Genomic DNA, 25,215 nt, shown 5'->3' with positions numbered 1-25,215 from the left:
GGTTGGGGGCGTCGGCGCGTCCCGCCGGGCGGGGGCCGCGGGGGACGGGTTCCGGGGAGCCCGGCACGAGCCGCCCGACCGCACGTCCGCCCAGGTCGATCGCCGATTAGACCGCGGGGCGGCAGGGAAGACACAGGCCCACCGGCGGCGTAGCCCGGAAGGAGCGGGATCATCGACAGCGGCCCCGAAGCGACCCCCGGCTGCGCGGAGTCCGGAGAACGGCTGGGCAGGCCCCTCCCCGAGCCGGTCCGGCAGTCGGTGGTGGAGGCCGCCGCCGACCTGATCGGGGCGCTGCCCGCCGACGAGGTCCCCGCTCCGCTGCGCCGGTTCGCGCGGTTCGAGCGCCGCAAGCGCGCCAAGCTCGCGGGGCAGCACATCGCGGCGGTGCTGGAGAAGGACCCCGGCTTCCGGGGCCGGGTCGCCGGGCCGCTGCGCGAGACGCAGGCCGACCTGGTGGAGGCGGTCGAGGACGGCCGGGTGCCGCCCGCCGCCGACCCGGTGCGCGTCGCGGTGCTGGCCTACCTGCTGCGGCCCGCGGGCTGGACGGACCTGGTGGAGTCCGCGCGCGCCGAGCTGGAGCGCTCCGCGAGCGTGTCGGAGGAGGAGGCCGCCGGGCGCCGCGTCGCCGCGCTGGAGGAGGAACTGGCCGCCGCCCGCGCCGCGCGCTCCGCCGAGCTGGACAAGCTGCGCGCGGAGCTGCGCGAGACCAAGGCCGAGGTCGCCGAGCTGCGCCGCAAGCTGCACGACGCGCGCACCCGGTTCCGGGCCGCGGAGGAGCGGGCGGGCGCGGTCGCGGCCGAGACCGAGCGTGCGCTGGCCGCCGCCCGCGAGTCGACCGCCGCGTCCGAGAAGGAGCTGCGCAAGCTGCGCGCCCGCGCCGCCCAGGCGGAGGCGGCCGCGGAGGCCGCCAAGCGGGCCGCGCGGGAGGGGCGCAACGTCGACGACGTCCGGCTGCGGATGCTGCTCGACACGCTCGGCGACGCGGCGCAGGGCATCCGCCGCGAGCTGGCGCTGCCCTCCACCATCGGCCGCCCGGCCGACCTGGTCGGCGGCCACGCGCACCGCCCGCTGCCCGGCCGGGCCGTGTCCGACGGCGACCCGCAGCTGCTCGACCGGCTGCTGACGCTGCCGCATGTGCACCTCATCGTGGACGGCTACAACGTCACGAAGACCGGGTACGGGGAGCTGCCGCTGTCGGACCAGCGCAGCCGGCTGGTGTCCGGGCTCGGCGGGCTGGCGGCGCAGACCCGCGCCGAGGTGACCTGCGTGTTCGACGGGGCGGAGCTGGACGCCCCGGTCGCGATCGCCGCGCCGCGCGGCGTCCGGGTGCGGTTCAGCGCCCCGGGCCAGACCGCGGACGAGATGATCGTCGAGCTGGTGCGGGCCGAGCCGCCGGGCCGTCCCGTGGTGGTGGTGTCCTCGGACCGCGAGGTCGCCGACGGCGCCCGCCGCGCCGACGCCCGGCCCTGCCCGTCCGCGCTGCTGCTGCGCCGGCTCGGCCGCTCCTGAGCCGGCGCCGCGTTTAAGGCCGCGATAAGGCCCCGATAAGGGACGCCTCGCACTCCGTGATCGGAATGTCACGAAAAAGCGACAATGATCGCCGATGTCAATCAAAGAGCGACGAATCGGTTGTGGCGGTTGTCGGCCATCGCTAGTGTCGTCCGCTGACGTCGTGGACGAGAGGGGCGAGACCGACCGTGGCCAAAGATCTCATCGGGGCACCAGCGCGAAGGCGTGACCGGAGAGGCGGCTCGGCGAGCAGAGGCGCGTCCCGCCGCCTGGCGGCCGTCGCCTGCCTGAGCCTGACCGCCTCCCTCGCGTCCGCTCCGGTGGTGGCGCACGCCGAGCCCAAGCCGACCAGGGCGCAGGCCCAGAAGAAGCTCGACAAGCTCAACGAGCTGATGGACCAAGAGGTCGAGAAGTACAACCAGAACAAGGAGAAGCTCAAGGTCGCCAAGAAGAAGTTCACGGCGGCGACCAAGGCGAGCAAGCAGGAGCAGGCCGCCTTCGAGGAGCAGCGCTCCAAGATCGCCCAGATGGCGGCCACCGCCTACAAGAACGGCGACTCCGCCGACGTCACGGGCTTCGTCGGCAGCAAGGACCCGCAGGCGATCCTCGACCAGGCGGCCGTCTTCTCCCACCTGTCGCACGAGCGCAGCTCCCAGCTCACCCAGTTCCTGGCGACCGCGCAGCGGCTCCGCCGCGAGCAGGCGCAGGCCAAGACGGCCTACGACGAGGTGAAGCAGAAGCAGGAAGAGCTCGCGCAGAAGAAGAAGGAACTCGACAAGCAGGTCCAGAAGCAGAAGGCGCTGGTGCGGCGGCTCGGCGGCGGCACGTCCTCCGGCGGCGGCAGCGGGTCCTCGGGCGGCACCGGGGGCACCTACACCGGCCCGGCCAGCGGCTCGGCCCGCAAGGCGCTCGACTTCGCCTACGCCCAGCTCGGCAAGCCGTACCAGTACGGCGCCGAGGGCCCGGGCTCCTACGACTGCTCCGGCCTCACCATGAAGGCGTGGGCCGCCGCGGGCGTCAACATCACCCGCACGACCAACTCGCAGTACGCCGCCACGAAGCGGGTGGCCAAGAGCAACCTGCAGCCGGGCGACCTGGTGTTCTTCAACAGCCTCGGCCACGTCGGCATGTACGTGGGCGGCGGCAAGATGATCCACGCTCCCAGCACCGGCAAGAACGTCCAGATCGTCAGCATCACCTCGGGCTACTACCTGAACGGCTACTACGGCTCCGGACGCCCCTGACACACCGCCCCGCGCCGCGCCGCGGGGCCTCGCTTCGACAACGGACCAGGGTTGACCTGGTCCGTTGTTGATTTTGGGGGGTTTGCCTTCTGTTGGGGCTTTGGTACCTTTGCACCACCCCGGCGCCCTCCAGGCGCTGCGGCCCCGCGGCGCCCACCAGGCGCCACGGCCCCACGCGGCGCATCCAGCCGCCGCGTATCCGGCGGCGCGAGCCACGCGCCGCTCCCCCCGGGCGGCACGACCCACGCGTCGCCCCACGGCGCCGACGGCGCCGCACCGTTCGCAGCAACCGGCCTGCACGCAGGCCGTGGCCGTCCCGGCCCACCGTGCGCACGCCAGCAGCGTGCATGGCGCTGAGCGCGCTGCCACGGCGGTCCTCCGGGTCAGGCCCCCGGACGCTCCCCCGGATCGGGGCCGGCGTCCGTCCACAACATCAGCGCCGCTCTTTCGCACGCGGGAGACAGGTCCCGCGCCGGGCCCCATCTCGCCCCCAGGATCGCAGCGGCAGCGCCGAATCCGCCGAAGCGCGGAACCGGGGACCCACACCGCCGGAGTCCGGGACACCTCCCGGACGGGCATTCCGGCACCCGGGGTGAATCGGCGCGTCTCTCCCCCCTCTGGTGAGAGCCGCCGTAGGGCTACTTCCACGCCCGAACCCGTCAGCTAACCCGGTAGGCGTCTGGGAGAAACGAAGGAGTGAGTTCCGCAGCGTTCCCTGGGCGTGGCCGCCCCATGCGGCCACGCCCTGAGAACCCCTGCGCTCCGCGGGCGCCCCCGCCCGCCGGAGCATCCCATCCGAACCGGCGTGCCCGCCCGGGTACGTCACCGCCGAGTCCGCGGACCGGCGCGCACACGCGCCGGACGCGGAGCCGGGGACCCATCGCGTCCTTTTCCACGGGGTGAATCGGCCTGCCCGCAGGCCGTAGGGCGGCTTCCACGCCCGAACCCGTCAGCTAACCCGGTAGGCGGCATGGAAGTCGAGGAGAGATCCCCCCGTGCCAGGAGCACACCGCAAGCAGACCCCGGTCAGTCCCGAGAAGCCCTCGGGCAGGCACCGCAAGCCGAGATCCCTGTCCCTCACGTGGCGGACGACCGGCGGCGTGATCGTCGGCGCCGCCGTGCTCGGCACCGCCGCGGCCACCGCGCAGGCGGCCGTCCTGCCGTTCGGTTCCGCCCCGGCGACGGCCACGGCCGCCGGCGTCACCCCCGGCAAGAAGAAGGACGGGGGCCCGCCGAAGAAGGCGTCCGAGGCGGCGCCCGAGAAGAGGGAGGGCGGACGGCAGGCCGAGCCGAAGGCCGCCGAGCCGAAGGCCGCCGCACCCGAGAAGCCCGGCAAGCCGCGGCCCACCGCCGCCGAGGTGATCAAGATCGCCAGGTCCCAGGTGGGCGTGGAGGAGGACGGCGGCGGCGAGACGAAGTTCCAGAAGTGGTACATGACCACCGCCCGCGCCAAGGAGACCGTCGCTCGCGACGGCGGCTCCGTCAGCGGCTACAGCGACGCCCAGTGGTGCGACATGTTCGTCTCCTGGGTCGGCGAGCAGGTCGGCTTCAGCGACCAGATCGGCAGCGACGCCTGGACGGTCGAGCACGCGCGCTGGTTCCAGTCGCACGGCCGCTGGGGCACGGAGCCGAAGCCCGGCGCGATCGTCTTCTACGCCTGGAGCGGCAGCAAGGCGGTCGACGACATCCGGCACGTCGGCATGGTGATCGAGAAGATCGACGACGACACCATCGAGGCCGTCGAGGGCAACACCGGCAACGCCGTCAAGATCAAGGAGCGCTCGACCGGCGACGTCGTCGGCTACGGCTACCCCGACTACAGGTCGTGACGGCGCCCCGGGCCGCGCGGGCTGCATAGGATCGCGAGCGTGGAGGACGGCCCCCCGGACCAAGGCGAGCACGGCGACCCCGGCCACGGGGATCCCGAGCAGGGCCCCGTCACGCGGCGCAGGGTTCTCGCCCTGGGCGCGGGCGGGGCCGCCGCGCTGCTCGCGGGCGGCGCCGGGCTCCTCGGCGCCCGGTCCGGCGGCGGGGCGCCGCAGGTCCGCGCGGCCCCGGACGGCCGCGCCGAGGCGGCCGGGCCGTTCCGTCCCGACGACGCCGCCGCCGTTCTCGCCAACCGGACGCGGGCCGTGCGGGACGGCGACCGCATCGCCTTCCTCGCCACCGTGGGCGACGCGCCCAGGGCGTTCCAGGACGTCCAGTCCCGCATGTACGACAACCTCCGCAAGCTGCCTCTGGAGGGCTGGCAGGAGCGTGTCTCCGGCACGCAGTCCGTGGAGGCGGACGGCGCGGTGGTCCGCGTGGAGGTCCGCTTCAAGCTGCGGGGCTTCGACAAGGGGTACGTGGCCCGCACCCGCTACCTCACCCTCGCCCCCGGTTCCGGCACCTGGCGGATCGTCGGGGATGGGACGTCCCACGGCCTCACCGACGACGCCGGCATCTGGGACGGCGGCCCGCTGTCCGTCGTGGAGGGCCGCGCGAGCCTCGTCATCGGCGACAGCACGGGCCTGGAGGGCATCGCCACGCGGCTGGACGCCGCCGTGCCGGTCGTCACCGGCGTCGTGGGCCGGGGGTGGGCGCAGCGGGTCGTGGCGCTCGTCCCGGCCGACGCGCGGCTCGCGTCCGCGCTGGCGGGCCCCGGCCAGAGCCTGGACGAGATCGCCGCCCTCGCCACCGTCGCGCCGTCGGCGGGCGGGGGCCGCGGCGAGGACCGCGTCATCGTCTCCCCCGGCACGTTCGGCCGCCTCAACGCCCTCGGCCGCGACGTCGTCCTGACGCACGAGCTGACGCACGTGGCGACCGGGGGCGCCCGCGACCGGCGGACCCCGCTGTGGCTCATCGAGGGCTTCGCCGACTACGTCGGCTACCGGCGCGTCAGGATCGGCGCCCGGTCGGCGGCGGGCGAGCTGCGCCGCGAGGTCGCGGCGGGGCGGCTCCCGGCCGCGCTGCCGGCGGCCGCCGACTTCGCGGGCGGCTCCCCCCGGCTCTCCCAGGCGTACCAGGAGGCCTGGCTCGCCTGCCGGATGGTCGCCGACCGCTACGGTGAGGCGACGCTCGTGCGGCTGTACCGGGCCGCCGGGCGCGTCCCCGAGGCGGCCGCGCTGGGCGACGTGCTCGGCCTCACCCGGGACCGCTTCACCGCCGTGTGGCGCGACTATGTGAAGAGGGAACTCTCTTGAGTGAGCGAAGCGAGCCGGGGGGCGCGGAGGGCCGTCCCCCCACGGACGACACGAGAGGGACGCGGCGGGCTCGTGTCGCCGCCGGGGTCGCCGCCGCCGTGCTGTTCGCCGGGGTCGGCGCCGTGCTCGCGCTGACCACCCCGTGGAACCCGCTGCCCGGACACGTCCCCGGCGGGCACGTACGGGCCGATCCCGCGCTCGACTTCTCCCCGGCCGAGATCGCCCGCTCCAGGGCGTTCGACTCGGCGGTCAACCCGCCCGCGTACGCGGGGCTGCTGGCGGGCCTGGCGGTGATCCTCGTCCTCGGCCTCACCCCGCTCGGAGCGCGCCTCATCGCGCGGGTCACGGCCCGCACCCGCCGCCGCCCGCTCCGCGTCGTCCTCGCCGTGCTGGCGCTCACCACGGTGCTCCGCCTCGCCGGGCTCCCGTTCGACGTCTGGAGCGAGTCGGTCCTGCGGCGGTACGGGCTGTCGACGCAGAGCTGGCCGGCGTGGCTCGTCGACCAGCTGAAGTCGCTCGGCGTCACCTGGGTCCTCTACGCGATCGCGCTGCTGCTCCTGTACGCCCTCATGCGCCGCTTCCCCCGCTACTGGTGGACGGGCGCCGCCGCCGGCGGGTTCGTCCTGGTCGTCCTCGTGTCGTTCATCTACCCGGTCGCGGTGGAGCCGGTGTTCAACAAGTTCCACTCGCTGGAGCAGGGCCGGCTGCGCAGCGACCTCCTCGCGATGGCGGAGCGGGACGGGGTGCCCGTCAAGGACGTCCTCGTCGCCGACGCCTCCCGCCGGACGACCGCGCTGAACGCCTACGTGTCCGGGTTCGGCTCCACGCGCCGGATCGTCCTGTACGACACGCTGCTGAAGTCGCCGCGCCCGCAGATCGAGTCGATCGTCGGGCACGAGCTGGGCCACGCCAAGCGCGACGACGTCCTGTGGGGCACGCTGGTGGGCGCGCTGGGCATCGCCGGGGCGCTGTGCCTGCTGTACCTCCTGATGACCTCACCGCGCCTGCTGCGGCGCGCGGGAGCCGATCCGGACGGCGGCCCGGACGAGGCGCCCGGGGAGCCCGGCCCGGGCGGCGGGCGCGGGGCGGCGGACCCGCGCACCATCGCGCTGCTGCTCGCGCTCGTGACCGCCGGGACGCAGCTCGCCGCGCCCGTCCAGAACCTCGTCAGCCGGCGCATCGAGGCCCGGGCGGACGCGCACGCGCTGAACCTCACCCGTGACCCGGCGACATTCGTGTCGATGCAGCACGCGCTGTCGGTGCGCAACATCTCCGATCTGAGCCCCGACGCCCTGGAGTACCTCCTGTGGATGTCGCATCCGTCGGGGCCCGACCGGATCGCGATGGCGCGCGACTGGGCCCGCATGAACGGCGCGCCGGTCCCGCCGCCGCCGCGCCGGTGAGCCGGGGCGTCAGTTCCCTTCCGCGCCCTGCTCCGCCGGCGCCTTCGGCTGTCCGCCCGGCCGGGCGGACAGCGTCGCCGCGTCCGCGTGCGGCGCCGTCGTCACCGGCTTCTTGAGGGCGCCGCCCTTCACCCAGTCGTCCCAGCCGAGCTGCCAGAAGCCCCAGCCGTTGTCGGGCTCCAGCTCGCGGCTGGTGCCCGTCACCCGCACCGGGTCGCCCCGGTAGCTGAGCTTGTAGAACCACTTCGCGTTGGACGGGCTGATGTTGATGCAGCCGTGGCTGACGTTCTCGTGCCCCTGGCTGCCGACGGACCACGGCGCGCTGTGGACGTACTCGCCGCTGTTGGAGATCCGCACGGACTTGTACACGGTCAGGCTGTAGCCGCCGGCGCCTCCGGGGGCGATGCCCATCCAGTCCGACGTCATGACGGTGGGGTCCTCCTTGCCCATCGTCAGATGGACCCCGTTGGTCGTGGTGTACATGCGGGCGCCGCCCTTGCCCATGCTGGTCGGGATGGTGCGGGCCTTCTTGCCGTTCACCATCACGACCATCTTGTGGTTGTCCTCGCCCGCCGTCGACACGTGCGAGTCACCGATCTTGAAGTCGACGGCGTAGTCCTTCCCGCCGTACACCTCCCCGCCGGTGCGCACGCCGCTGAGGTGCGCCTGGAACCGCACGTTCGCGTGGGCGGGCCAGTACTGCCTCGTCCGGAACACGACCTGCTGGTCGCCGAACCAGTGCCACGCCCCCTCCACGGTCTTGTCGGCGGTGACCTCCAGGGCCCGCTCGACCGCCGCCCGGTCCTTGACCGGGCGCTGGAAGTTCATGATGATCGGGATCCCGACGCCGACCGTCTCCTTGTCGTACGGCGCCTCGATCGTCGCCGCGTTCGTCTTCGCGACCTCGGCGGTGGTGAAGCGGCTGGACACCGTGCGGGTCCTGCCGTCCTTCCCGAGCGCCGTCGCCGCCACCGTGTAGGTCTGCCCCGGCGTCAGCGACCAGCGCGACCGCCACTGCGTCCGGTCCGCGCTGAGGTCGCCCTCGACCGCGCCGTCCCCGGCGGACACGGTGACGTTCTCGATGGTGCCGCCGTGCGCCCGGACGTCGATCGGGCTGTCCGGCCTGAGCTTCCCGCCGCCGCCCGCGGGCGACACCGCGAGCCGCACGGCGGCCGCGCCGTCCGGTTCACCGCCTCCCGAGCACGCCGCGGCCCCCGCCACGACGCTCGCGCCGACGAGGACGGCGGCGGTGCGCCGCCCCCGCTCCCCCGGTCCCGAGCCACCCACCCGCATGTGGTCCCCCCGGTCGTCCTCCTGGGCGATCGGTCCGCCTGCCCAGCCCGGTGCTGGAACGGCGCCCAGTATGTGAAAGGGCCGGTACCCGCAAAAAAGCGGACACCGGCCCCCGATGGGGTTCTTTTACTGATCAGTGGGCGAAATGACCCCGGTAGTACTCGAAGACCAGACCGATCGTGGTCAGGATCGCGGCGCACGCGCCGAGGATGACCAGCCACCAGCCGAACACGACGCCGAGCGACACCGCCGCGGCCGACAGGCCCACGAACAGCGGCCACCAGCTGTGCGGGCTGAAGAAGCCCAGCTCACCGGCCGCGTCCGCGATGTCGCCCTCCGGGTCGTCCTCGAACAGCGGGCCCGCGTTCGCCCGCTCGAGGCGGCGGACCGTGAAGTGGACGTAGAACCCGATGAGCCCGGCGAGGCCGACCGCCAGCCCGAGCGCGGTCGTGCCCGTCCAGTCCTTGGACCAGAGCCAGTACACGACGTCGGTCGCGAGGAAGAAGACCGCGCACCCGTAGAACATGAACGCCTGGACGCGCATCGGCTACTCCCCCTTCGTCCCGGCGAGTTCGCCCTTCGCACCCACGTACGGGTGGTGCAGGTCGAACGCCGGCCGCTCGGAACGGATCTTCGGGATCGAGTTGAAGTTGTGCCGCGGCGGCGGGCACGACGTGGCCCACTCCAGCGAGTTGGAGTAGCCCCACGGGTCGTCCACCTCGACCTTCTTGCCCTTCTTCCACGTGATGTAGACGTTGTAGAAGAACGGCAGCATCGAGGCGCCGAGGACGAACGAGAAGATGGTCGACAGCTCGTTCAGCCCGTGGAACTCGGCGGCGTAGTCGGCGTACCGGCGGGGCATGCCCGCCGCGCCCAGCCAGTGCTGGACGAGGAACGTGCCGTGGAAGCCGATGAACAGCAGCCAGAAGTGCACGTGCCCGAGCCTGTCGTTCAGCATCTTGCCGGTCCACTTCGGCCACCAGAAGTAGAAGCCCGCGAACATCGCGAACACCACGGTGCCGAACACGACGTAGTGGAAGTGCGCCACCACGAAGTAGGAGTCGGAGAGCTGGAAGTCCATCGGCGGGGACGCCAGGATGACGCCGGTGAGACCGCCGAACAGGAACGTCACCAGGAAGCCCAGCGACCACAGCATCGGCGACTCGAACGTCAGTTGCCCTCGCCAGATGGTCCCCACCCAGTTGAAGAACTTCACCCCCGTGGGCACGGCGATGAGGAACGACATGAAGGAGAAGAACGGCAGCAGGACCTGGCCGGTCACGAACATGTGGTGCGCCCACACGGTGATGGACAGGCCGGTGATGCTGATGGTGGCGAACACCAGGCCGATGTAGCCGAAGACCGGCTTGCGGCTGAACACCGGGAGGATCTCCGTCACGATGCCGAAGAAGGGCAACGCGATGATGTAGACCTCCGGATGCCCGAAGAACCAGAACAGGTGCTGCCAGAGCAGCGCGCCGCCGTGCGCGGCGTCGAAGATGTGCGCGCCCAGCTTGCGGTCGGCCTCCAGGGCCAGCAGCGCGGCGGCGAGGACGGGGAACGCCAGCAGGACCAGGATGGAGGTCAGCAGGACGTTCCACGTGAAGATCGGCATCCGGAACATCGTCATGCCCGGCGCGCGCATGCACAGGATCGTGGTGATGAAGTTGACGGCGCCCATGATGGTGCCGAAGCCCGACATCGCCAGGCCCATCACCCACAGGTCGCCGCCCACGCCCGGCGAGCGCACCGCGTCCGACAGCGGGGCGTAGGCGAACCAGCCGAAGCTGGCCGCGCCGCCCGGGGTCAGGAAGCCCGCGATGACGATGAGGCTGCCGAACAGGAACAGCCAGTACGCCAGCATGTTCAGCCTCGGGAACGCCACGTCCGGCGCGCCGATCTGCAGCGGCATGATGACGTTGGTGAAGCCCGCGAACAAGGGCGTCGCGAACATCAGCAGCATGATCGTGCCGTGCATGGTGAACAGCTGGTTGTACTGCTCGTTGCTGACGACCTGCAGCCCCGGCTCGAACAGCTCCGCCCGGATCAGGAGGGCGAGCACGCCGCCGAACAGGAACATGACGAACGAAGTGATCAGGTAGAGGTAGCCGATCACCTTGTGGTCGGTGGACGACATCCAGGAGGCGAGGAGGCGCCCCTTGCTCGTCCGCGGCGCGGCGATCGGCGCGCTCGGGGCGTGACTCGTCGCGGTCACTTCCCACCTCCCGCGGCCAGTGCTTGCTTCGAATCTGCGATGAACTTGTCGTACTGCTCGGGCGTGACGACCTTCAGCTGGAACAGCATCTTGCTGTGGTCGACGCCGCAGAGCTCGGCGCAGCGGCCCTCATAGGTGCCGAGCTTGGTCGCCGTGAACTCGAACTCGTTGACGTACCCCGGCATGACGTCCTTCTTGTAGATCAGCGCGGGGACCCAGAACGAGTGGATGACGTCGTTGGCGTGCAGCTTCACCCGGACGGTCTTGCCCGCGGGGATCGTCATGACCGGCTTGGCCGGCGCGGGTCCGTTGGGGGCCACCGGCTGGCCGACGACGGAGGCGACGGTCTTGCCGTTCTCCTTGTAGTCGAACTGCCAGCTCCACTGGAACCCGGTCACGTCGACGACCACGGCGGGATCGTCCGTGGTCTTCTCGACGAAGTTCTCGTCCCGGGCGGTGAAGTAGAACAGGACCGCGATGATGACGAACGGGACCGCCGTATAGAGGATCTCGATCGGCAGGTTGTAGCGGACCTGGGGCGGCAGGTCGTCGGAGCGCTTGCGGTGGAACAGCACGGCCCAGATGATCAGGCCCCAGACGACTCCCCCGACCGCGAAAGCCGCGATCCAGGAGCCCTGCCACAGGTGGAGCATGCGCTCGCCCTGCACGCTGATCGGCTCGGGCAGGCCCAGCCGGGAACCACTGCAGCCGGTGGCGGCGAGCGCCAGCAGCCCTAGCGCACCGGCGCTTTTCAATGCGCGGCGACTGCGCACAGGCGTACGCCGCTCCCCAGAGCGGGTCGGACTCACGGAATGCCTTCCCCACGGATGAAGCCCGGTCGGCCGGGCGGTGAGATCACTGTTTACACGATTGGTGGACACCCTAGCGCGAGGGTCGGCGGAACCCCCGATCGGGTGCCCGGTTAGTGTTTCCGCGTGGCCGATCCGAGCACGCCGGGCGCCCCTTCCGGGGCCGCCTACTTCGACGCCGCGTCCACCGAGCCGCCGCACCCGGCGGCGCGCGCCGCGCTCCTGGAGGCGCTGGACGCGGGCTGGGCCGATCCCGCGCGGCTGTACGGGACGGCGCGCGGCGCGCGGCTGCTGCTCGACCGGGCCCGCGCGCGGGTCGCCGGCGTCCTCGGCGCGCGCGCCGACGAGGTGTCGTTCACCTCGTCGGGCACGCAGGCGGTGCACCTGGCGGTCCTCGGGGGGCTCCAGGCGCGCCGGCGCGTCGGGCGGCACCTGGTGGTCGGCGCCGTGGAGCACTCCAGCGTGCTGCACGCCGCGGAGCGGCACGAGCGCGACGGCGGCGAGGTGACCGTCGTCGGCGTCGACCGGGCGGGCCGCGCCGACCCGGAGGAGTTCGCCGCGGCGCTGCGCCCGGACACCGCCCTCGCGTGCCTGCAGTCGGCCAACCACGAGGTCGGCACCGTCCAGCCCGTCGCCGAGGTGGCCGAGGCCTGCCGCGCCGCCCGCGTGCCGCTGTTCGTGGACGCCGCCCAGTCGCTCGGGCGGGCGGACGTCCCCGGCGGGTGGTCGTTCCTGGCCGGCAGCGCCCACAAGTGGGGCGGCCCCGCCGGCGTCGGCGTGCTCGCCGTCCGCAAGGGCACCCGGTGGCGGTCGCCGCTGCCGGACGACGAGCGGGAGGGCCGCCGCGTCCCCGGGTTCGAGAACGTTCCGGCCATCGTGGCGGCGGCGGCCGCGCTGGAGGCGTACCGTGCCGACATGGCGGCGGACGCGCCGCGCGTCTCCGCCCTGGTGGACCGCATCCGCGCGGAGGTGCCGCGGGCCGTGCCCGACGTCGAGGTGGTCGGCGACCCGGTCCGGCGGCTGCCGCACCTGGTGACGTTCTCGTGCCTGTACGTGGAGGGCGAGGCGCTGCTGACCGAACTCGACCGGCTGGGTTTCGCCGTTTCCTCCGGCAGCTCGTGCACGGCGGATACGCTGCGTCCCAGTCACGTGCTTGAGGCGATGGGAGTGATTACCCATGGGAACGTCCGGGTATCGCTGCCGCGTGGGGTCGACGCGGCGGACGTCGACCGGTTCCTCGCCGTGCTCCCCGGCGCCGTCGCCCGCCTCCGCGAGACGATGAGGACGGCCGGACGATGAACACCTTCGAGACCGGGAGGCGGTCGCGCCCATGAGATTCCGAGGCCGCGGCAGGACCGGGACGCCGCCCGGCGATCCGGCGCCGCCCCCCGTGCCGGAGGGGCCGCCGCCGGTGCTCGTCATCGACGCGCTCGGCCGCAAGTGCCCCATCCCGATCATCATGCTGGCCGAGCGGATCCGGGAGGTGCCGGTCGGGCAGGTCGTCGCCGTCCTCGCCGACGACGCCGCCGCCCGCACCGACGTGCCCGCCTGGTGCCGCATGAAGTCGCAGGACTTCGTCCGCGAGGAGACCCTGCAGCAGGGCGGCTGGGGCTTCCACATCCGCCGGACGTACTGACGCGCGGGACGCGCCGGCGCGCCGGCGTGCCGCGGGGCCGCGCCCGGCGGCGCGGCCCCGGCACGGGGGCCTACGGGTTCGGGCAGCTGATGTGCTCGGCGACCTCGGCGGCGGCGCCGGCGCCGTAGACGGCGCCGAAGCGGTCGAGGAACGCCTGCCGGGCGAGGCCGTACTCCTGCGGGCCGGCGGCCTCCAGGCCGTAGGCGGCGATGGTGCAGCCGACCTGCGCGGCGCGCTCCAGCGGCAGGTTCCACGCGGTCGCCGACAGGAAGCCGGCGCGGAAGGCGTCGCCGACGCCGGTCGGGTCGACGACGTTCTCGACGGGGACGCAGGGGACGTGCACGCCCTCCTCGCCCTCGCGGTCGATGACGACGCCCTTGGCGCCGAGGGTGGTGACGCGGACGCCGACGCGGGACAGGACGTCCGCGCCGCTCCAGCCGGTCTTCTCCTCGCAGAGCGCCTTCTCGTAGTCGTTGCTGAACAGGTACGCGGCGCCGTCGATGAGGCGGCGGACGTCGGCGCCGTCCATGCGGGCCAGCTGCTGGGACGGGTCGGCGACGAACGGGATGCCGCGGGTGCGGCACTCGTCGGTGTGCCGGAGCATCGCGTCGGGGTCGTTCGGGCTGATGACGACGAGGTCGAGCCCGCCGACGCGGTCGGCGACCGGCTTCAGCTCGATGGAGCGGGCCTCGCTCATGGCGCCGGCGTAGAACGTGGCGATCTGGTTCTGGTCCTGGTCGGTGGTGCACAGGAACCGGGCCGTGTGGTGGACGTCCGACACGTGCACGGACGCGGTGTCGACCGAGTGCCGCTCCAGCCAGGACCGGTAGTCGGCGAAGTCGGAGCCGACGGAGCCGACGAGGATCGACTCCTTGCCGAGGCTGCCCATGCCGAAGCAGATGTTGGCGGCGATGCCGCCGCGGCGGATCTCCAGCTCGTCCACCAGGAAGGACAGCGACACCCGGTCCAGCTGGTCGGGCAGGAGCTGGTCGGTGAACCTGCCGGGGAAGGTCATCAGATGGTCGGTCGCAATGGAGCCAGTCACGGCGATGCGCACGGCGTCGCTCTCCTCGTCGTGGTCGTCCGGCTGTTCACCGGCTGTCTCGAACCCGGAAAGACTACTTCGTTCCCATGCCACCACGGATCACCGCCGGAGTGCACCCGCGAAAGCGGAAGGGACGGGCAGGACATATCGTCCGCCCGTCCCTTCGAATGCTCCTCGAACCCGGCTTGAGCGATCGTCACCGCCGGGACCGCCGGCCCGGGGCATCCCTGAGCGGAGCCCCGGCGGGCCGCTAGTTGAAGGAGTCGCCGCAGGCGCAGGAGCCCGACGCGTTCGGGTTGTCGATCGTGAAGCCCTGCTTCTCGATCGAGTCGACGAAGTCGATGGTGGCGCCGGTCAGGTACGGGGCGCTCATCCGGTCGACGCGCACCGACAGGCCGTCGAAGTCCTGGATCTGGTCGCCGTCCATCTCCCGCTCGTCGAAGAAGAGCTGGTAGATCAGGCCGGAGCAGCCGCCCGGCTGCACGGCGACACGCAGCGCAAGGTCGTCGCGGCCCTCCTGCTCGAGCAGGCCCTTGGCCTTCTCGGCGGCGGCGTCGGTGAGGACGACGCCCTGCTGCGTGGTCTCCTGCGTGGTCTCGCCTGAAACCGTCATGTGTTCAGCTCCCGGGTCTCGCTGCGCCGCGGTGCGGCGGGCTGTCGCTTGTCCTGGAGGACGTCGTACGCCTCTTCCCGTAGGACAACGTACCTCGCCACATGGCCATTCCGCTTATCGGCGGTGTTTAACGCTCCGGCGCGGTGCGTTCTACGTCACATCACCGCCGCCGCCCGGATGTGCCATCATTAGTCGTCAAAGCGACGATAAGTCTCCGTCGCGGAGGGAGATTCCCGATGACCACCCCGGTGCGCGACCTTCCGCTGCTGCTGCTCGGCAGCGCCGCCGACCCCGCGAGCGAACGCGGCGTGGACTGTCCCGGCGAGCTGCCGCCGGCCTCCGACCCCGCGCTCGTCGAGCGCGCCCGCGCCGCCAAGGCGTCCCTCGGCGACCGGGTGTTCGTCCTCGGCCACCACTACCAGCGGGACGAGGTCATCCAGTTCGCCGACGTCACCGGCGACTCGTTCAAGCTGGCGCAGAAGGCCGCGGCCCGCCCCGAGGCGCCCTACGTCGTGTTCTGCGGCGTCCACTTCATGGCGGAGTCGGCCGACATCCTGACCGCCGCGCACCAGCGGGTGATCCTGCCCGACCTCGGCGCCGGCTGCTCGATGGCGGACATGGCCACCTTCGACCAGGTCGAGGAGTGCTGGGACGTCCTGGAGGACGCCGGAGTCGCCGACGACGTCGTCCCCGTCACGTACATGAACTCCTCGGCCGACATCAAGGCGTTCGTGGGACGGCACGGCGGCGTCGTCTGCACCTCGTCCAACGCCAAGCGCGCCCTGGACTGGGCCTACGGCAAGGGCAAGAAGGTCCTGTTCCTGCCCGACCAGCACCTCGGCCGCAACACCGCCGTCCTGGACATGGGCTTCTCGCTGGACGACTGCGTCGTCTACAGCCCGCACCGCCGGGAGGGCGGCCTCACCGCGCGGCAGCTGCGCGACGCCAAGATGATCCTGTGGCGCGGGCACTGCTCGGTGCACGGCCGGTTCACCGAGGAGTCGGTCGCCGAGGTCCGCGAGCGCGTGCCCGGCGTGAACGTCCTCGTGCACCCCGAGTGCCGGCACGAGGTCGTCACGGCCGCCGACCGGATCGGCTCGACCGAGTACATCATCAAGACGATCGAGGCCGCCGAGCCCGGCTCGTCCTGGGCGATCGGCACGGAGCTGAACCTCGTCCGGCGGCTGGCGAACGCCCACCCGGACAAGAACGTCATGTTCCTGGACAAGACCGTCTGCTACTGCTCGACGATGAACCGCATCGACCTCCCGCACCTGGTGCTGTCGCTGGAGTCCCTCGCCGCGGGCGACGTCCAGAACGTCATCGAGGTGGACGAGGAGACGGCGCACTACGCCCGCGCCGCCCTCGACCAGATGCTCGCCCTGCCCTGACCCGGCCCCCGCGGGCGGCGCCCCCGCGCCCTCACAGGCCGGGGGCGTCCCACAGCGGGAACCAGCGGGCCGTGTCCGGCTCCATGGGCAGCGTCTCCCTGAGCGCGTCCCTGGCCCGGGTCTCGACCAGGTTGTTGCGGCGCCGGGCGTGATCCGGGGCGTCCGGGGGGCCGTCCGGGGGGCGCGGCGCGAACGGGTAGAACGCGCCCCGGCCGGGCGCGTGCACCACGTAGAGCCGCTGCCGCCCGTCGCCCCGGCGGAAGGCCGCCGCCGAGCACAGCAGGTAGCGCCCGTAGCCGGCGTCCGCCAGGGTCGCCTCGACGAGGTGCAGGTCGGCGATCAGCCGCTCGAAGTCGTCCGCGGCGCGCGTGACGCGCGTCCAGCCCCAGCCGTGCGGGTCGTCGGTCGTCTCCGTCCGCCGCGCCGGATCGCCGGACAGCAGCCGGCCGGCCTCGCGCCGCGCGCGGTCGAACGCGCCGAACGCCCCGCCCTCCACCAGGCGGTGGCAGACGCCGCCCTCGCCGGTCGGGGCGAAGCCGGTCGCGGCCGCCAGCTCCGCCGCGGCGGCGGGCAGCGCGAGCAGCCGCCCGGCGTCCGGCGGGGCGGGCGCGGGCCGGCCGAGGAGCCCGTCCAGGACGCCCACGTCACCCTCCGCTCGCGAGCCGCCAGGACAGCGCGGCCAGCCGCTCGCGGCGCCGCCGCAGCGGCGGATGGCTGGACAGCAGCCCGGCCGCGCCGCCGCCGCGCGCCGCGACCACGCAGCGCGGGCCGGCCGGGCGCAGCGCCCGCAGGTCGTCGCGGGACATGCCGTCCAGCTCGTCGCTGATCTTGTCGAGCGCGGACGCGAGGTCGGCGGGCCGCCCGGTCAGCAGCGCCCCGGTGGCGTCGGCGCACAGCTCCCGGTGCCGTGACAGCGCGAGCAGCACCAGCGTGCCGGCGGTGTGCAGCACCGCCGCGACGAGGGCGAGCGGCAGCAGGACCACCCCGCAGGGAAGCGCGGCGACGCGTCCCGCTACGCCCCGGCCGCGTCCGGTGAACAGCCCGGCCCACCAGGTGAGGAAGAGGCCCGCGACCAGGCTCGGGAACGAGGCGATCGCCGAGACGAGCACGTCCCGGTTGGCGACGTGCGCGATCTCGTGGCCGAGGACGGCGGCGAGTTCCGCCGGGTCGAGCCGGTCGCGCAGCCCCTCGGTGACGCACACCACCGCCGAGCCGGGCCCCGAGCCCGCGGCGAACGCGTTGGGGGCGGCGACGGCCGCGACGGCGAGGCGCGGCCTGGGCAGCCCCGACGACATGCACAGCCGGTCCAGGACGGCGTGCAGCTCCGGCTCCTCGGCGGCGTGCACCTCGCGGGCGCCCATCGACCGCATGACCAGGCCGTCCGCGGCCCGCGCCGAGAAGACCGCGACGGCCACGGCGGCGGCCACCGCGACCGCGCCCCAGACCGGGCCGGCCAGGAACGCGGGCAGCGCGGCGGCCGCGTAGACGAGCGCGACCAGGGCCATCGCGGCGAACATGCGCCAGGTCAGGCTCGGCTCGTCCATGTCGCGGGAGGACGCCATGCCATGACGGTAGCCCGCCCCGGGCCGCCGTTCAGCGTCCTGTGACGCAGAACGGGTCGACGCGGGACGGTCAGAGGCCGGGGGCGCCCCAGACGGGGAACCAGCGGCCGAGGTCCTCCTCGAAGGGGAGGTCGGCGCCGATCGCGCCGCGCACCTGGAGCTCCAGCGCGTTGTCGCGCTTGTCGCCGGGGAGCGGCGCGAACGGGTAGAAGGTGCCGCGCTTGTACAGGTAGACGAGCGCCAGCGGCCGCCCGTCCGGGCCGCGGAAGCCCGCCAGGGAGCACAGCAGGTGCGGGCCGAACCCGCCGGACTCCAGCGTCGAGTTCACCGCGTGCAGGTCGGTGACGAGGTCGGGCAGCTCCTCGGGGCGGTGCGTGGCGAGCAGCCAGGTGTAGCCGTAGTCGTCGTTGCTGATCTCGACCTTGGGCCCCTGGTCGGCGTCCAGCAGCTCCTGGACGTCGGCCTGCAGCCGGGCGAACGCGCCGCCCTCGGCCGCCCGGAAGCAGACCGAGCCGCGCCCGGTCGGGGTGAACCCCGTCGCCGCCTCCAGCGTGATCGCCGCCGACGACAGCCCGAAGATCTGGTCGAGATCGGGCTTGGCCGGCTTGGAGCGGCCGAGGAGGGTGTCGAGGAAACCCACGGATCAGACTCCCCTGCTGAGCTGGTCGGAGATCTTCGAGAGCTGCGCGAGGCGCTTGTCCAGCGGCGGGTGGGTGGAGAACAGCGAGGAGACGCTGAACCCCTTGCTCAGCGCCGGGGTGAAGAAGAACGCGTTGAACGCCTGCGCGGACCGCAGGTCGTTCGTCGGGATCCGCGCGATCTCGCCGCTGACCTTCGTCAGCGCGCTGGCCAGCGCCGAGGGGCGCCCGGTCAGCAGCGCCGCGGCGCGGTCGGCGGACAGCTCGCGGTACCGGGACAGGGCCCGGGTCAGCAGGAAGCTGACCGCGTAGGCGAGCGCGCTGGCCGCGACGACGGCGAGCAGGATCAGGCCGGTGTTCTGGTCGTTGTTGCGGCGGGAGAACCCGCCCCACAGGCCCCACTGCAGGCCGAACCGGGTGATCAGGCCGGCGCAGATGCCGAGGAACGAGGCGATCGTCATGACCGCGACGTCCTTGTGCGCGACGTGCGCCATCTCGTGCGCGAGGACGCCCTCGAGCTCGACCGGGTCGAGCCGGCGCAGCAGCCCGGTGGTGACGCAGACGACCGCCTTCTTCTGGTTGCGGCCGGTGGCGAACGCGTTCGGCACGTCGGTGTCGGCGATCGCGACGCGCGGCTTCGGGGCGTCCGACATCGCACAGATGCGGTCGATGACGCCGTGCAGTTCGGGCGCCTCCTCCGGAGTGACGACCCGGCCGTGCATGGCGAACAGCGTCATCCGGTCGGAGAAGAAGTACTGGGCGAGCAGGAACGCCACCGCGACGCCGAGCGCCACGAAGGCCCACTGCGGAACGAAGACGAAGAACGCCCCGACGAAGACGACGTACACCAGCCCCAGCAGGAACATCGTCACGAGCATCCGCGACGTCAGCCCCCGGTCGGAGGCGTAGCGCGTACTGGCCATGCGGCAACCCCCAGTCCTTGTTATTCACTTGTACCAACGCACGAGACCCGGGTTTTGTGCCTGCGTGTCCATAACGGCGTGTCCGAACGGACGGCACCCCCGGGGCCCCTCGTCGTCGTGTACGTACTGGACGCGCCCCCGGCCCCCGATGACCGGGATCAGTCCGGGATGAGGCCCTCGTCCCCGAGCATGGAGCGCACCTCGTCGATGTGCGCGTCGGCCGGCGGCAGGATCAGCCCGGACGGCTCCAGGCTGTCGGCCGGGAGCGGCCGGCCCACCTTGCGGACGTTCTCCAGCAGGGCGTTCAGCGCGGTGCGGAACGCCGTCTCGTCGCCCGACTCGATCGCCGACTCCAGTTCGGAGTCGAGGGCGTTGAGGGACGACAGGTCCTCGTCGGCCACCTCCAGCTGGCCCTCGCCCATCAGCCGGACGATCACTGGGCACCCCCGGGGTTGTTCGGCCACGGGGCCTGCTGCGGGGTGTCCTGCTGCTGCTGTTGCGGCTGCGCGGTCGGGGTGCCCTGGTTCAGCTCCTTGGGCGCGGGCCCCTGTCCCAGCTCGGCCTTGAGGCGCTCCAGCTCCACGTCGACGCCGGGGCCGGAGCCCATGCGGTCGAGCTCGGCCTGGATGTCGTCCCTGGGACCGGAGAAGTCCTCCAGTGCGCCGGAGGCCAGCAGCTCGTCGATCGCGCCGGCGCGCGCCTTCATCGTGTCGGTCTTCTCCTCGGCGCGCTGGATCGCCAGGCCGACGTCGCCCATCTCCTCGGAGATGCCGGAGAACGCCTCGTTGATCTTGGTCTGCGCCTCGGCGGCCGTGTAGGTCGCCTTGATCGTCTCCTTGCGGGTGCGGAAGGAGTCGACCTTGGCCTGCAACCGCTGGGAGGCGAGCGTCAGCTTCTCCTCCTCGCCCTGCAACTGCTGGTACTGGGCGCGCAGGTCGTTCAGCTGGCTCTCCAGGCCGGACCGGCGGGTCAGCGCTTCGCGGGCGAGGTCCTCGCGGCCCACCTGCAGCGCCTTCTTGCCCTGGTCGGTCAGCTTGGTCTGCTGCTGCTCCAGCTGGTTGATCTGCAGTTCGAGACGCTTGCGGGAGGTGGCGACGTCGGCGACCCCGCGACGAACCTTCTGCAGCATCTCCAGCTGGCGCTGGTAGGAGTAATCGAGGGTCTCCCGAGGATCTTCCATCCGGTCCAGGGCCCTGTTCGCCTTGGACTTGAAGATCATCGACATTCGCTTCATCACGCTCATCGCGCGGCGCCGGTCCCTTCGTGCTGTCGCCTCAGTCGTGAACTGGGCTCAATGACCACTGCTGGGGTTCTTATCACCCTACGCGTTAACGCGCGAGGCAGCCACGATGTTCGCAGCCGGTAGGCTGATCCCGTGTTCAAGCGTCGTACCCCGGAAGCCCCGGCGAATCCTCCTCAGGTAGTAAAGCCGGGAGGCAAGGGCCGCCCCACGCCCAAGCGCAGGGATGCCGAGCAACGCCGCCGCCAGCCCATCACCGCACCGGCCACCGGCAAGGAGGCCTACAAGCGGCGCAGGGCCCAGCTCGCGGAGAACCGCGCCAAGGCCCGCGAGGGGATGGCGAAGGGCGAGGAGAAGCACCTGCTCAAGCGGGACAAGGGCCCCGTCCGCAGGCTCGCCCGCGACTACGTCGACGCGCGGCGCACGGTCGGCTCGTACCTGATGTACGCCATGTTCGCGATCGTGCTGCTGAGCATGATGCCGGTCCCCGCCGCCAAGCTGCTGGTGCTGTTCGCCCCGCCGGTGCTGCTCGTCGTGGTGTTCGGCGAGGGGCTGATGCTCAGCCGCGGCATCAAGCGGCTGGCCGCCGAGCGCTACCCGGACGAGGACACCAAGGGCGTCGGCATGTACGCCGCGATGCGCGCCATGCAGATCCGCCGGCTGCGCGTGCCGAACCCGCAGGTGCGGGTCGGCGAGAAGCTGGACGTCTGACCGGACGCGCGGCCGGGGCCTCCGGCGCGGTTCCAGGCGATCATCCGCCGGTTAGGGTCGTGGCATGGAGTTCCGAAACCTGGGCCGGAGCGGTCTGAAGATCAGCGAGATCGCGTACGGCAACTGGCTCACCCACGGCTCCCAGGTCGAGGAGGACGCGGCGCGCGCGTGCGTGCGTGCCGCCCTCGACGAGGGGATCACCACCTTCGACACCGCGGACGTCTACGCCGGCACGCGCGCCGAGGAGGTCCTCGGGCGCGCGCTGGAGGGGCAGCGCCGCGAGGGCCTGGAGATCTTCACCAAGGTCTACTGGCCCACCGGGCCCGGCAAGAACGACTCGGGCCTGTCCCGCAAGCACATCTTCGAGTCGATCCACGGCTCCCTGCGCCGCCTCGGCACCGACTACGTGGACCTGTACCAGGCCCACCGGTTCGACTACGAGACGCCGCTGGAGGAGACCATGCGGGCGTTCGACGACCTCGTCCGGCAGGGCAAGGTCCTCTACGTCGGGGTCTCGGAGTGGCGGGCGGAGCAGATCGAGCGGGCCCTGAAGATCGCCGACGAGATGGGCTTCGACCGGATCGTCTCCAGCCAGCCGCAGTACTCGATGCTGTGGCGGGTCATCGAGGAGGAGGTCGTCCCGCTCTGCGAGCGCGAGGGCGTCGGGCAGATCGTCTGGTCGCCGATCGCGCAGGGCGTGCTGACCGGCAAGTACAAGCCGGGGCAGCCGCTGCCGGAGGGGTCGCGCGCCACCGACGACAAGGGCGGCGCCGACATGATCAAGCGCTACCTGAACGACGACCTGCTGACCCGCGTGCAGAACCTGAAGCCGATCGCGGACGAGCTCGGGCTGTCGATGGCGCAGCTCGCGATCGCGTGGACGCTGCAGAACCCGAACGTGTCGGCGGCGATCGTGGGCGCGTCCCGTCCCGAGCAGGTCGCCGACAACGTGAAGGCCGCCGGGGTGAAGCTGGACGCCGACGTGCTGAAGCGCATCGACGACGTCCTCGGCGAGGTCGTCATCCGCGACCCGGCCAAGACCGTCAGCCCGGCCAAGCGCCCCTGACCGGACGCGCGAGAGGGCCGCGGGGCCGAGGCCCCGCGGCCCTCTCCGCATGTCACTCCGGGTCCTGCAGGCTCATCTCGTAGACGAGCGTCTCGCCGTCCAGCAGGACGACCTTGTCGACCTCGTCGGCGCGCAGGCCCCGCCAGTTCTCCCCCAGCCAGCTCTCCGCGTCCGCCTGGGTGGAGAAGGTCTCCTCCGACATGCCGGCCGCGCGCCCGTCGGCCTTCTCCAAACGCCAGCTCCACGCCATCCGCAGTCCTCCCTCGTCGCGGGTGAGACTAGCGGTTCACGCCGCGGCCTCGATCGCGCGGCGCAGCGCGTCGGGCGACTCGATGTCGGACGAGGCGAGGGTGCGCCCGTCGATCCGCACGCTGGGCGTCCCCTGGATCCCGGACGATATGTAGCCCTGGCTGACCGTCTTCACACTGGCCGCGTGGCGCTGGTCCTCCACGCACGACGTGAAGTCGCCGCCGGTGAGCCCCAGGGGTTCGGCCCAGGAGAGCAGCTCCCGCGTGGTGTAGCCGGTGGTGTTCTCGTTCGCGGGCTGGTGGGCGTAGAGGGCGTCCTGGTAGGAGAGCCAGTGCGCGCCGTCGCCGACGCAGCGCAGCGCGGCCGCCGCCCGCATCGAGTTGTCGTGGGCCGGCTGCGTGCTCTCGCCGAAGATCACCATCGGGTGGAAGACCACCTTGGCGCGCCCCTCGATCGCCACCTGCTTCAGCATCGGATCGTGCCCGCGGTCGAACGCGCCGCAGGGCGGGCAGGCGAAGTCCTCGTAGATGTCGACGACGGGCGCGGTGACGCCCGGCCGGGCCATGGCGAGACTCCCGTCGGCGAGCGGCGTGGCCTCCGCGCCGCCGGCGATCTTGCCGGCCCGCAGCTGGACGTCGCCGCCCTCGCCGCCGTCCCCGCCGTCGCCGTCCCCGCCCCGGAGGGCGAGCACGACCGCCGCGACGACGATCAGCACCACGACGAGGCCGCCGGCGGCGAGCGCGAGCGCCAGGCCGCCGCCGCCCTTGCGCGGGGGCGGGGGCGGGCCGGGCTGCCAGCCGGGCCCGGGAGGCGGCCCCGGCAGGGGGCCGCCCGGCGGGCCGGGGGGAGGGCCGTAGGGCGGCTGCGGGCCGCCCTGGCCCGGCCATGGCGCGTGCGGGGGGTTGCCCACCGGGTCTCCTTCTGTCGGGGGCATCGTGATCGTTCCAGGTCAGCGTAACCGTAGAGTCTCCGACCAAGATGGACATCGAGCTGAGCGGCACCGCCGCCGCACAAGGCTGGCCCGCGCCGGGATGCCGGTGCGCGTCCTGCAACCGGCTGCGCGCGGCCGGCGTCCGGTACGAACCGTTCGGCGCCGTGATCGACGGCGCCGCGCTGGACGACCTGCCCCGGACGGAGGTGCCCGGCGGCTACGAGGTGCGCGGCCCCGGCGGAGGGGTGGCGCTGGTGGCGTCGGGTCCCGGGGCCCGTCCGGAGCCGTCGCCGGGCACCGAGTACGCGGCCGTCCTGCTGGACCTGGCCGGCTCACCGGAGCACCTGGGGCGCCTCCGCCGCGCCGGGGCGGTGACGGACGCGACCCGGGTCGTCGCCGTCCACGTCGACCACCGGCTGCCCTCGCCGTCCGAACTGGAGCGGCGTACGGCCTTCTGGGCCCGGCCGCGCACCGGCCCGTTCCGGACGCTGCTCCTCGGCGGGAGCCGGTCGGGGAAGTCGGCCGAGGCGGAGCTGCGGCTGGCCGCGTGCCCGGACGTCCTCTACGTCGCGACCGGCCCGGCCGGCGACGGCGACCCCGCGTGGGCGGAACGCGTGGCCGCGCACCGGCGCCGCCGTCCGGCGTGGTGGCGCACCGCCGAGACCACCGACCTGGCGGGCGTGCTGGCGTCCGAGACCGGCGCGGTCCTGGTGGACGGCATCGGCACGTGGCTGGCCGCCGCGATGGACGAGACCGCCGCCTGGGACGACCCCTCCCGGGTGCTGCCCCGCCTCGACGCCCTCGTCTCGGCGTGGCGGGGCACGGCGGCGCGGGCGGTCGCGGTCAGCGACGAGGTCGGGCTGTCGCTGGTGCCGGCGACCGCGTCCGGGCGGGCCTTCCGCGACGTGCTCGGCCTGGCCAACCAGCGGCTCGCCGCCGAGTCGGAGGAGGCCGCGCTGGTCGTGGCGGGACGCGTCGCGGAGCTCCGGTGATCGAGGGGCTGCGGCTGGCGGTGACGCTGCTGACCGTCGTCCCGGCGGGCACCGCGCGGGTCGACCGGGGCACGGCGCGCACCGCGATGCTGCTCGCCCCGGCCGTCGGGCTGATCACCGGCGGCGCCGCCGCCCTCGTCCTGCTGGCGGGCGATCTGCTGGACCTGTCCCGGCCGCTGTCCGCGGTGCTCGCGGTGGCCGCGACCGCCGCGGCGACCCGGGCCCTGCACCTGGACGGGCTGGCCGACCTCGCCGACGGCCTCGGCAGCGGGCGGCCCGCCGCGGACGCCCTCGCCGTGATGAAGCGGTCCGACATCGGCCCGTTCGGCGTCGTCACCCTGCTGCTGACCCTGCTGGTCCAGGTCGCCGCGCTGGCCTCCGCCCCCGATCCCGCCGTCGCGGCGCTCGTCGCGGCCGTCGCCGGCCGGCTCGCGCTGCCCTGGGCCTGCCGTACCGCCGTGCCGGCCGCCCGCCCCGGCGGGCTGGGCGCGCTGGTGGCGGGCACCGTCGGCACGCGCGCCGCCGCGGCGGGCACGGCCGCCGTCCTGGCGGCCGCCGCGGGC

General features: G+C 73.0%; 26 protein-coding genes and 2 riboswitches. Of the genes, 12 read left to right on the top strand and 14 right to left on the bottom strand.

Annotated features, from left to right (window positions below; all coding sequences use genetic code 11):
- Positions 1 to 261: 261 nt before the first annotated feature.
- The 5 genes from SM611_RS24180 to SM611_RS24160 all read left to right on the top strand — a co-directional run bounded on the left by SM611_RS24180 (position 262) and on the right by SM611_RS24160 (position 7,338).
- The gene (locus SM611_RS24180; protein WP_371952190.1) at positions 262 to 1,509 is read left to right on the top strand and encodes an NYN domain-containing protein; all 1,248 of its coding nucleotides are present in this window, start codon (positions 262 to 264) and stop codon (positions 1,507 to 1,509) included.
- Between the two features lie 188 nt (positions 1,510 to 1,697).
- A complete protein-coding gene (locus tag SM611_RS24175) occupies positions 1,698 to 2,753 on the top strand; it encodes a C40 family peptidase (protein ID WP_371952189.1) in 1,056 nt (351 codons plus the stop codon).
- 498 nt (positions 2,754 to 3,251) lie between these two features.
- A riboswitch (cyclic di-AMP (ydaO/yuaA leader) is annotated at positions 3,252 to 3,446 on the top strand.
- Positions 3,447 to 3,598: 152 nt separating this feature from the next.
- A riboswitch (cyclic di-AMP (ydaO/yuaA leader) is annotated at positions 3,599 to 3,737 on the top strand.
- Between the two features lie 11 nt (positions 3,738 to 3,748).
- Positions 3,749 to 4,582 carry a CHAP domain-containing protein gene (locus SM611_RS24170; protein WP_371952188.1) on the top strand — a complete coding sequence of 278 codons (834 nt, stop codon included), beginning with the start codon at positions 3,749 to 3,751 and terminating at the stop codon, positions 4,580 to 4,582.
- A gap of 39 nt (positions 4,583 to 4,621) precedes the next feature.
- Complete coding sequence (locus SM611_RS24165; protein ID WP_371952187.1) at positions 4,622 to 5,935, top strand: hypothetical protein; 1,314 nt, start codon at positions 4,622 to 4,624, stop codon at positions 5,933 to 5,935.
- The gene (locus SM611_RS24160; protein WP_371952186.1) at positions 5,932 to 7,338 is read left to right on the top strand and encodes a M48 family metallopeptidase; all 1,407 of its coding nucleotides are present in this window, start codon (positions 5,932 to 5,934) and stop codon (positions 7,336 to 7,338) included. The genes SM611_RS24165 and SM611_RS24160 overlap by 4 nt, the downstream gene beginning before the upstream one ends.
- Before the next feature lie 9 nt (positions 7,339 to 7,347).
- Here SM611_RS24160 and SM611_RS24155 read toward each other — a convergent pair whose 3' ends face one another.
- From SM611_RS24155 to ctaC, 4 genes are all read right to left on the bottom strand, one after another.
- Complete coding sequence (locus SM611_RS24155; RefSeq protein ID WP_371952185.1) at positions 7,348 to 8,631, bottom strand: L,D-transpeptidase; 1,284 nt, start codon at positions 8,629 to 8,631, stop codon at positions 7,348 to 7,350.
- Between the two features lie 133 nt (positions 8,632 to 8,764).
- Positions 8,765 to 9,175 (bottom strand): cytochrome c oxidase subunit 4, encoded by a 411-nt coding sequence (locus SM611_RS24150; RefSeq protein WP_371952184.1) that lies wholly within the window; start codon positions 9,173 to 9,175, stop codon positions 8,765 to 8,767.
- 3 nt (positions 9,176 to 9,178) lie between these two features.
- Entirely contained in the window at positions 9,179 to 10,846 is a 1,668-nt protein-coding gene (ctaD, locus tag SM611_RS24145; protein ID WP_371952183.1) for an aa3-type cytochrome oxidase subunit I, read from the bottom strand.
- The gene (ctaC, locus tag SM611_RS24140) at positions 10,843 to 11,601 is read right to left on the bottom strand and encodes an aa3-type cytochrome oxidase subunit II (RefSeq protein ID WP_371952182.1); all 759 of its coding nucleotides are present in this window, start codon (positions 11,599 to 11,601) and stop codon (positions 10,843 to 10,845) included. Before ctaC ends, ctaD begins: the two co-directional genes overlap by 4 nt.
- 180 nt (positions 11,602 to 11,781) lie before the next feature.
- Here ctaC and SM611_RS24135 point away from each other — a divergent pair, with 180 nt between their 5' ends.
- Together SM611_RS24135 and SM611_RS24130 are read left to right on the top strand one after the other, a co-directional pair.
- Positions 11,782 to 12,954, top strand: coding sequence for a cysteine desulfurase family protein (locus SM611_RS24135; protein WP_371952181.1), 1,173 nt, complete (start codon positions 11,782 to 11,784; stop codon positions 12,952 to 12,954).
- A 31-nt stretch (positions 12,955 to 12,985) separates the two neighbouring features.
- On the top strand, positions 12,986 to 13,291 hold the full coding sequence (locus SM611_RS24130; protein WP_371952180.1) for a sulfurtransferase TusA family protein: 306 nt from the start codon (positions 12,986 to 12,988) through the stop codon (positions 13,289 to 13,291).
- A gap of 70 nt (positions 13,292 to 13,361) precedes the next feature.
- On the opposite strand, the gene SM611_RS24125 is transcribed toward SM611_RS24130, so the two are convergent.
- Together SM611_RS24125 and SM611_RS24120 are read right to left on the bottom strand one after the other, a co-directional pair.
- A complete protein-coding gene (locus SM611_RS24125) occupies positions 13,362 to 14,348 on the bottom strand; it encodes a carbohydrate kinase family protein (protein ID WP_371952179.1) in 987 nt (328 codons plus the stop codon).
- Between the two features lie 238 nt (positions 14,349 to 14,586).
- Positions 14,587 to 14,949, bottom strand: coding sequence for a HesB/IscA family protein (locus tag SM611_RS24120; RefSeq protein WP_026405700.1), 363 nt, complete (start codon positions 14,947 to 14,949; stop codon positions 14,587 to 14,589).
- A 236-nt stretch (positions 14,950 to 15,185) separates the two neighbouring features.
- On the opposite strand from SM611_RS24120, the gene nadA reads away from it, so the two are divergent.
- Positions 15,186 to 16,340, top strand: coding sequence for a quinolinate synthase NadA (nadA, locus tag SM611_RS24115; protein WP_371952178.1), 1,155 nt, complete (start codon positions 15,186 to 15,188; stop codon positions 16,338 to 16,340).
- 31 nt (positions 16,341 to 16,371) lie between these two features.
- Here the strand turns inward: nadA and pspAB (SM611_RS24110) are convergent, their stop codons facing one another.
- From pspAB (SM611_RS24110) to SM611_RS24085, 6 genes are all read right to left on the bottom strand, one after another.
- Positions 16,372 to 16,983, bottom strand: a complete 612-nt coding sequence (gene pspAB, locus SM611_RS24110; protein WP_371952177.1) for a PspA-associated protein PspAB — start codon at positions 16,981 to 16,983, stop codon at positions 16,372 to 16,374.
- A gap of 1 nt (position 16,984) precedes the next feature.
- Positions 16,985 to 17,902, bottom strand: coding sequence for a M48 family metalloprotease (locus tag SM611_RS24105; RefSeq protein WP_371952176.1), 918 nt, complete (start codon positions 17,900 to 17,902; stop codon positions 16,985 to 16,987).
- Between the two features lie 70 nt (positions 17,903 to 17,972).
- A complete protein-coding gene (gene pspAB / locus SM611_RS24100; protein ID WP_371952175.1) occupies positions 17,973 to 18,542 on the bottom strand; it encodes a PspA-associated protein PspAB in 570 nt (189 codons plus the stop codon).
- A 3-nt stretch (positions 18,543 to 18,545) separates the two neighbouring features.
- Positions 18,546 to 19,463, bottom strand: coding sequence for a zinc metalloprotease HtpX (gene htpX, locus SM611_RS24095; RefSeq protein ID WP_371952174.1), 918 nt, complete (start codon positions 19,461 to 19,463; stop codon positions 18,546 to 18,548).
- A 158-nt stretch (positions 19,464 to 19,621) separates the two neighbouring features.
- The gene (pspAA, locus tag SM611_RS24090; RefSeq protein WP_371952173.1) at positions 19,622 to 19,900 is read right to left on the bottom strand and encodes a PspA-associated protein PspAA; all 279 of its coding nucleotides are present in this window, start codon (positions 19,898 to 19,900) and stop codon (positions 19,622 to 19,624) included.
- Complete coding sequence (locus tag SM611_RS24085) at positions 19,897 to 20,706, bottom strand: PspA/IM30 family protein (RefSeq protein WP_371952172.1); 810 nt, start codon at positions 20,704 to 20,706, stop codon at positions 19,897 to 19,899. Before SM611_RS24085 ends, pspAA begins: the two co-directional genes overlap by 4 nt.
- Positions 20,707 to 20,838: 132 nt before the next feature.
- On the opposite strand from SM611_RS24085, the gene SM611_RS24080 reads away from it, so the two are divergent.
- Complete coding sequence (locus SM611_RS24080) at positions 20,839 to 21,414, top strand: DUF3043 domain-containing protein (protein WP_371952171.1); 576 nt, start codon at positions 20,839 to 20,841, stop codon at positions 21,412 to 21,414.
- A gap of 64 nt (positions 21,415 to 21,478) precedes the next feature.
- The gene (locus tag SM611_RS24075; protein ID WP_371952170.1) at positions 21,479 to 22,480 is read left to right on the top strand and encodes an aldo/keto reductase family protein; all 1,002 of its coding nucleotides are present in this window, start codon (positions 21,479 to 21,481) and stop codon (positions 22,478 to 22,480) included.
- A gap of 52 nt (positions 22,481 to 22,532) precedes the next feature.
- Here SM611_RS24075 and SM611_RS24070 read toward each other — a convergent pair whose 3' ends face one another.
- Together SM611_RS24070 and SM611_RS24065 are read right to left on the bottom strand one after the other, a co-directional pair.
- A complete protein-coding gene (locus tag SM611_RS24070; protein ID WP_371952169.1) occupies positions 22,533 to 22,730 on the bottom strand; it encodes a hypothetical protein in 198 nt (65 codons plus the stop codon).
- A gap of 36 nt (positions 22,731 to 22,766) precedes the next feature.
- Complete coding sequence (locus tag SM611_RS24065) at positions 22,767 to 23,639, bottom strand: DsbA family protein (protein ID WP_371952168.1); 873 nt, start codon at positions 23,637 to 23,639, stop codon at positions 22,767 to 22,769.
- Positions 23,640 to 23,707: 68 nt separating this feature from the next.
- Between SM611_RS24065 and SM611_RS24060 the strand changes: the two genes are divergently transcribed.
- Positions 23,708 to 24,652 (top strand): bifunctional adenosylcobinamide kinase/adenosylcobinamide-phosphate guanylyltransferase, encoded by a 945-nt coding sequence (locus SM611_RS24060; protein WP_371952167.1) that lies wholly within the window; start codon positions 23,708 to 23,710, stop codon positions 24,650 to 24,652.
- Positions 24,649 to 25,215, top strand: a 567-nt coding sequence (locus SM611_RS24055; RefSeq protein ID WP_371952166.1) for an adenosylcobinamide-GDP ribazoletransferase, incomplete at its 3' end; no start/stop codon positions are given. The genes SM611_RS24060 and SM611_RS24055, both read left to right, overlap by 4 nt.

Source organism: Actinomadura monticuli (assembly GCF_041463655.1).
GTDB classification, from domain to species: Bacteria; Actinomycetota; Actinomycetes; order Streptosporangiales; family Streptosporangiaceae; genus Spirillospora; species Spirillospora monticuli.
Note: the sequence above shows the minus strand (reverse complement) of the source record. Positions and strands in the feature narration are given on the sequence as shown.

Coding starts and splice junctions, on each gene's coding strand:
- SM611_RS24130 (WP_371952180.1), top strand. CDS start 12,986: ATGAGATTCCGAGGCCGCGGCAGGACCGGGACGCCGCCCGGCGATCCG.
- SM611_RS24120 (WP_026405700.1), bottom strand. CDS start 14,949: ATGACGGTTTCAGGCGAGACCACGCAGGAGACCACGCAGCAGGGCGTC.
- nadA (WP_371952178.1), top strand. CDS start 15,186: ATGACCACCCCGGTGCGCGACCTTCCGCTGCTGCTGCTCGGCAGCGCC.
- SM611_RS24105 (WP_371952176.1), bottom strand. CDS start 17,902: ATGGCGTCCTCCCGCGACATGGACGAGCCGAGCCTGACCTGGCGCATG.
- SM611_RS24075 (WP_371952170.1), top strand. CDS start 21,479: ATGGAGTTCCGAAACCTGGGCCGGAGCGGTCTGAAGATCAGCGAGATC.
- htpX (WP_371952174.1), bottom strand. CDS start 19,463: ATGGCCAGTACGCGCTACGCCTCCGACCGGGGGCTGACGTCGCGGATG.
- SM611_RS24150 (WP_371952184.1), bottom strand. CDS start 9,175: ATGCGCGTCCAGGCGTTCATGTTCTACGGGTGCGCGGTCTTCTTCCTC.
- SM611_RS24060 (WP_371952167.1), top strand. CDS start 23,708: ATGGACATCGAGCTGAGCGGCACCGCCGCCGCACAAGGCTGGCCCGCG.
- SM611_RS24155 (WP_371952185.1), bottom strand. CDS start 8,631: ATGCGGGTGGGTGGCTCGGGACCGGGGGAGCGGGGGCGGCGCACCGCC.
- SM611_RS24085 (WP_371952172.1), bottom strand. CDS start 20,706: ATGAGCGTGATGAAGCGAATGTCGATGATCTTCAAGTCCAAGGCGAAC.
- SM611_RS24070 (WP_371952169.1), bottom strand. CDS start 22,730: ATGGCGTGGAGCTGGCGTTTGGAGAAGGCCGACGGGCGCGCGGCCGGC.